The following is a 4,949-nucleotide window of genomic DNA, read 5'->3' on the forward strand; positions in this document are numbered from 1 at the left end:
CTCGATGGCATCCCGTCAGAAGGAGATGCGATGAGACCCTTGAACCGGTGGGTGACGCCGGTCGCCGTCGCCGCCACCCTGGTGGCGGCGCTGATCGCCGCCCCCGCCGTCTCCGCCGCCACCACCGCAGCCGACGCGACGATCATGGCCGCCTGCACGGCCCCGGCCTGGGCCGAGGGCACCCACTACCCGGCCGGCACCCAGGTCACGTACTCCGGCCGCCTCTACCGCGCCCGGCAGAGCCACACTCCGCCGCCGGGCGCCGGCTGGACCCCGGCCGCGGTCCCGGCGCTCTGGGAGGACCTCGGCGCCTGCGACAGCACCCCACCGACCGACCCGCCGCCCACCGATCCCCCGCCGACCGACCCGCCGCCGACGACCGCCGGGCTGCCGCACGCGCCGTATGTCGACATGGGATCCTGGCCGACGCCGAGCCTGCCCGCGATGGTGAGCAGCGGCAACCTCAAGCACGTGACGCTGGCGTTCATCACGGCGTCCGCCTGCAAGGCCATGTGGTTCAACGCCTACGACCCGCGGCAGGGCTGGGCCCGCGACCAGATCGACGCCGTGCGCGCCCGCGGCGGTGACGTGAAGATCTCCTTCGGCGGCGCCACCGGCATCGAGCTGGCGCAGGCGTGCACCAGCGTCTCCGCGCTGCAGGCCGAGTATCAGGCCGTGGTCAGTGCGTACAACCTGAAGTACATCGACCTCGACATCGAGGGCGGCGCGACCGGCGACCCCGCCTCGGTGGCCCGGCGGTCGCAGGCGCTCGCCGCCCTGCAACGCGCCAACCCGGGGCTTCGCGTGTCCTTCACGCTGCCGGTGCTGCCCGAGGGCCTGACCGCCGACGGTCTCGGCGTGGTCCGCTCGGCCCGCGACGCCGGGGTCAATGTGGACCTGGTCAACGTCATGGCGATGGACTACTACCGCAACGGTGACTACGGCCAGTTCGCCGTGGACGCGGCGAACTCCACCTTCAACCAGATCAAGTCGCTCTACCCGGGCCGCACCGACGCCCAGGTGTGGAAGATGGTCGGGGTCACGCCGATGCTGGGCGCGAACGACGACGGCCGCATCTACGACCAGGCCGACGCGCGCCAGCTGGTGAGCTTCGCGCAGGGCAAGCACCTCGGGATGCTCAGCTTCTGGGAGCTCGGGCGGGACGCCAACGCCTGCAGCGGGCCGCTCTACCGCTGCACGAACATCCCGCAGCAGCCGTACGAGTTCAGCCGGATCTTCGCCGCCTACAACGGCTGAGACTCTCGGACGCATCCTTGAGTAGCAGTAAGCGTCGCCATGAGTCGGCCGGCCGTCGACTCATGGCCGACGCGCATCGAGGACCGCCTCGGCCACCGTGGACGGATGACGACAGGGAAGATCTCACGGGCACGCTTCCTGATGGCCGCGGGCGCGGTTGCGGCCGCACCGCTGATCGCGGCCGAACCCGCCGGCGCGGCCGGTCGGCGTGCGCCGGTCCGCCACGGCGTCTGTTACGCCGTCGGCGACGGTGACGTGGCGGGCACCGGCTGGACGGCCGCCCGGATGCGGGCCGACCTCCGGGCCATCGCGTGCGACCTGCACGCCAACGCCATCTCGGTGTACGGAACGGGACCGGACCGGCTCGCCGCGACGGCGGCCGAGGCGGCCGAGCGCGGCCTGTCGGTCTGGCTGCAGCCGCGGCTCGGCGACCTGCCGCCCGCGGACATCCTCGACCACGTCGCCGAGACCGGCCGCCGCGCGGAACGGCTGCGGCGCGGCGGCGCCCGGGTCGTGCTCAGCGTGGGCTGCGAGTTCGTCCTGTTCGTGCCCAGCATCGTGCCGGGTGCCGACGTGCTGGAACGGGTGCGCAACCTGATGTCCGGGAACTTCGATCCGGTGATCATGCAGCGCCGGTTGACCGCCTTCACCGCGCGGGCCGCCCGGGTCGGCCGTTCGGTGTTCCGCGGCCGGCTGACTTACGGCGCCGCGCACGACGAGCAGGTCGACTGGTCCTTGTTCGACATGGTCGGCGTCAACTACTACGGCGACCGGCCGCGCCGGGATCTCGCGCCGGTGATGCGGCTCGGCAAGCCGGTCGCGGTCACCGAGTTCGGTTGTTGCACCTACGAGGGCGCGGCCGCCGACGGCGGGATGGGCTGGGATGTCGTCGACTACACGAAGGAGCCGCCGGAGATCCGCGGGAACCTGGTCCGCAGCGAGGAGACCCAGGCGCGCTATCTCACCGATCGGCTCGGCGACTTCGCATCGATGAACCTGGCCGCGGCGCTGGTCTACGACTTCGTCTCGCCGGACGCGCCGTACCGCCGCAACCCTCGCTACGACATGGACCTGGCGAGCTACAGCATCGTGCGCACCATCTGGGCGGACGGCACCGACCCGGCGAACGGCTGGCACTGGGAGCCGAAGCGGGCGTTCCACGCCTTGGCGCGCCGGTTCGCCGCCGCCTGAGGCCCGAGGCGGGGTCAGGTTCCCCGGGGCACCGTGAAGCTGTGGCGCCCCGGGGAACGGGATCAGGGAATGACCGGCTGGAAGCGCCGCGGTGCGAAGGTGCTCGGCGCGGACTCCGTGGTCACCACCGGGGCGGTTGCTCCCGGCCTCGGCAACCTGCCCACCAGCGGCAGCGTCAGCGAGCTGCCGCGCAGGTCGAGATGGATCGTCGCCCCGGTCGACTGCGGTGACGAGTACTCGACGTCACTGGCCTGCAGGATCAGCCCGAGCACGTGCCCCGAGGCGATCCGCTGGTCGGTGGCCTGCATCGGGACGGTCACCGAATACCACCGGCCCGGCGTCAGCGGCGTGACGAACCGCAACGAGACGCGGTGGGCGGCGTCCTGCCAGCCGCGGGTGATGATCGCGTGGTCGTCGGTCACCACGTTCTCGACGGTGTCGAAGTAGCACGCGTCGTCGGCCGCGGTCGAGGATCCCCAGCAGGACTCCGTGTCCAGCGTCGTGATGCCCTGACCGGCGGCGAGGTAGTTCACCCGCGTCGCCGTGCCGTAGTCGACCAGACGTGCGGTCAGCTCCGACGTCGGCTTGTCGACCTGCACGCGGAGCGTCACGCTCGGCGTGCCCGAGACGCGTACCCCCTGAGTGAGCGGTGCGGAGAGGAACGCGACCCGGCCGGGGACCGTCGAGTTCGGATTCGCGACCGCGTCCGCCTCGCCCAGATCGGGGTTGTCCGTCCACGTACGCGAACCCTCGCCGGAGCGACCACCCAGCGTGCCCGTCGTCCCGTCGCCGTCACCCAGCGCGATGTTCAGCCGCCGCGCCGCGGGGGCCGGCCAAGACCGCTCGTTCACCCACGTGCCCGGCGCCGTCTCGATCGTCACCGCCGGCTCCCGGTCGATCCCGTTGCGCAGGCCCTGCAGGTAGCGGTCGAACCACCGGTGCAGCACGTCGACCCACTCGGCCCGACGGATGTCGAACGGATCGACATGGCCCTGCTGAGGGAGCCAGAGCTTCTTGGGTACGTGCAACCGGCTCCACCACTGTGCGAACTGGTCCGTCGTCACGTTGGTGTCGTTGAGCCCGTGCGAGATGAACACGCTGGCCCGCACCTTGCGGGCGTCCGGCCGGAAGTCCCGCTCGGCCCAGTACGCGTTGTAATTGCCGGTCGCGTCGTCGCTGCCCGCGTCGAGCCGGGCCACCGTGGCCGCGCAGGCCGCCTCGGGCCGCCCGTTGACCACCTGGTGCAGGAACTCGGGATAGTCGGGGGCGCGAAGCACGCCGTTGTAGCGCTGGTAGTCGTACCAGCTGGAGATCGCCGAGATGGGCACGATCGTCTCGAGGCCCTCGACGCCGGTCGCGGCGACGCCGTTGGCCACCGAGCCGTCCCAGGACTTGCCGATCATCCCGGTCCTGCCGTTGGTCCAGCGGGTGGCGACCGCCGGCGTGCCGTCCGCGTACGTGGCCCGGGCCCGGCCGTTCAGCCAGTCCACGACCGCCTTGCCGCTGCCCACCTCCTCGCGGCCGCCGACGTCCATGCAGCCGGTGGACCGGTTGGTCCCGGCCAGGTCGGCGGCGACGAAGGCGTACCCGCGTGGCACGAAGTAGTTGTCGTAGAAGAGCGGCTGCTTGGTGATGGTGCCGCTCGCGTCGTACTCCTTGAGCTCGCCCTCATTGCCCCGCCCGCAGCAGGAGTAGTACGGCGAGCCCTCGAGGATGACCGGCACCTTCAGGCGCCGGTCGGCCGCCTCCCGCGGCCGGACGATGTCGACGGCGACCCGGTCGGGCACACCGTCCTCGTCGTTGTCCAGTGAGGTCTGCACCCAGACGCTCTCCCGGATGGCGTTCTCGTACGAGTAGACCGGCACGGTCTCCCCGCCCCGGACGTGTGGTGTGGAAGCGGCCGCGGCCGGCGTGGCGGTGACGGTCAGTGTGGCACCGATCCCCGCGACGACGGCCATCGCTAGCCTTCGCATTCGTGGCCCTGACATCGACGCATCGTAAAGCACCGATGCCGCTGCGCATGCCGATCGGATCCACTCGTTCGTGCATTCGGCGACGGCTGCAACGTACGGTTGCGACACTGGCCGCATGGGGTACTGGCTGCTGCAATGCAACGAGTCGCACTGGCGCATCCGTGACTTCTTCAACGATGGACGCACCGGCACCGTGTGGACCATCCGTCAGCATTGGAAACGGATGCGGCCCGGGGACAGGGTGGCCGTATGGCTCTCCGGCGCCGGAGGCGGCGTCGTGGCTCTCGGGGAGGTCAGCGGGGAGCCGTACTTCGGGACCGCCGGGGCCGCCGACGAGCGGTACCGGACCGGCGGCGACGGTCCGGAGAGTGAGCGCTGGCTGGTCCCGGTCGAGTTCACCCAGCACTTCCTCGACCACCCGATCGGGCGGGACGCCCTCGAGCACGATCCGCGCTTCGCCGAGGCCCTGATCCTGCGGATGCCGGGTGGCCGCAACCCGGTCCGGCTCGAGGCCGACGAGTGGGCGGC

At 71.5% G+C, this 4,949-nt stretch carries 4 protein-coding genes; 3 read left to right on the forward strand and 1 reads right to left on the reverse strand.

The window, feature by feature from the left end; genetic code table 11:
- Positions 1 to 30: 30 nt before the first annotated feature.
- Together AB0M20_RS27180 and AB0M20_RS27185 are read left to right on the forward strand one after the other, a co-directional pair.
- The gene (locus tag AB0M20_RS27180) at positions 31 to 1,257 is read left to right on the forward strand and encodes a carbohydrate-binding protein (protein ID WP_364302891.1); all 1,227 of its coding nucleotides are present in this window, start codon (positions 31 to 33) and stop codon (positions 1,255 to 1,257) included.
- 105 nt (positions 1,258 to 1,362) lie between these two features.
- Positions 1,363 to 2,448, forward strand: a complete 1,086-nt coding sequence (locus tag AB0M20_RS27185) for a hypothetical protein (protein ID WP_364302892.1) — start codon at positions 1,363 to 1,365, stop codon at positions 2,446 to 2,448.
- A gap of 62 nt (positions 2,449 to 2,510) precedes the next feature.
- Here the strand turns inward: AB0M20_RS27185 and AB0M20_RS27190 are convergent, their stop codons facing one another.
- Positions 2,511 to 4,406 (reverse strand): Xaa-Pro dipeptidyl-peptidase, encoded by a 1,896-nt coding sequence (locus AB0M20_RS27190; protein ID WP_364302894.1) that lies wholly within the window; start codon positions 4,404 to 4,406, stop codon positions 2,511 to 2,513.
- Positions 4,407 to 4,536: 130 nt separating this feature from the next.
- Between AB0M20_RS27190 and AB0M20_RS27195 the strand changes: the two genes are divergently transcribed.
- A partial coding sequence (locus tag AB0M20_RS27195) for an EVE domain-containing protein (RefSeq protein ID WP_364302895.1) occupies positions 4,537 to 4,949 on the forward strand: 413 nt, incomplete at its 3' end.

This window comes from Actinoplanes sp. NPDC051633 (genome assembly GCF_040681735.1).
Classification (GTDB): Bacteria; Actinomycetota; Actinomycetes; order Mycobacteriales; family Micromonosporaceae; genus Actinoplanes.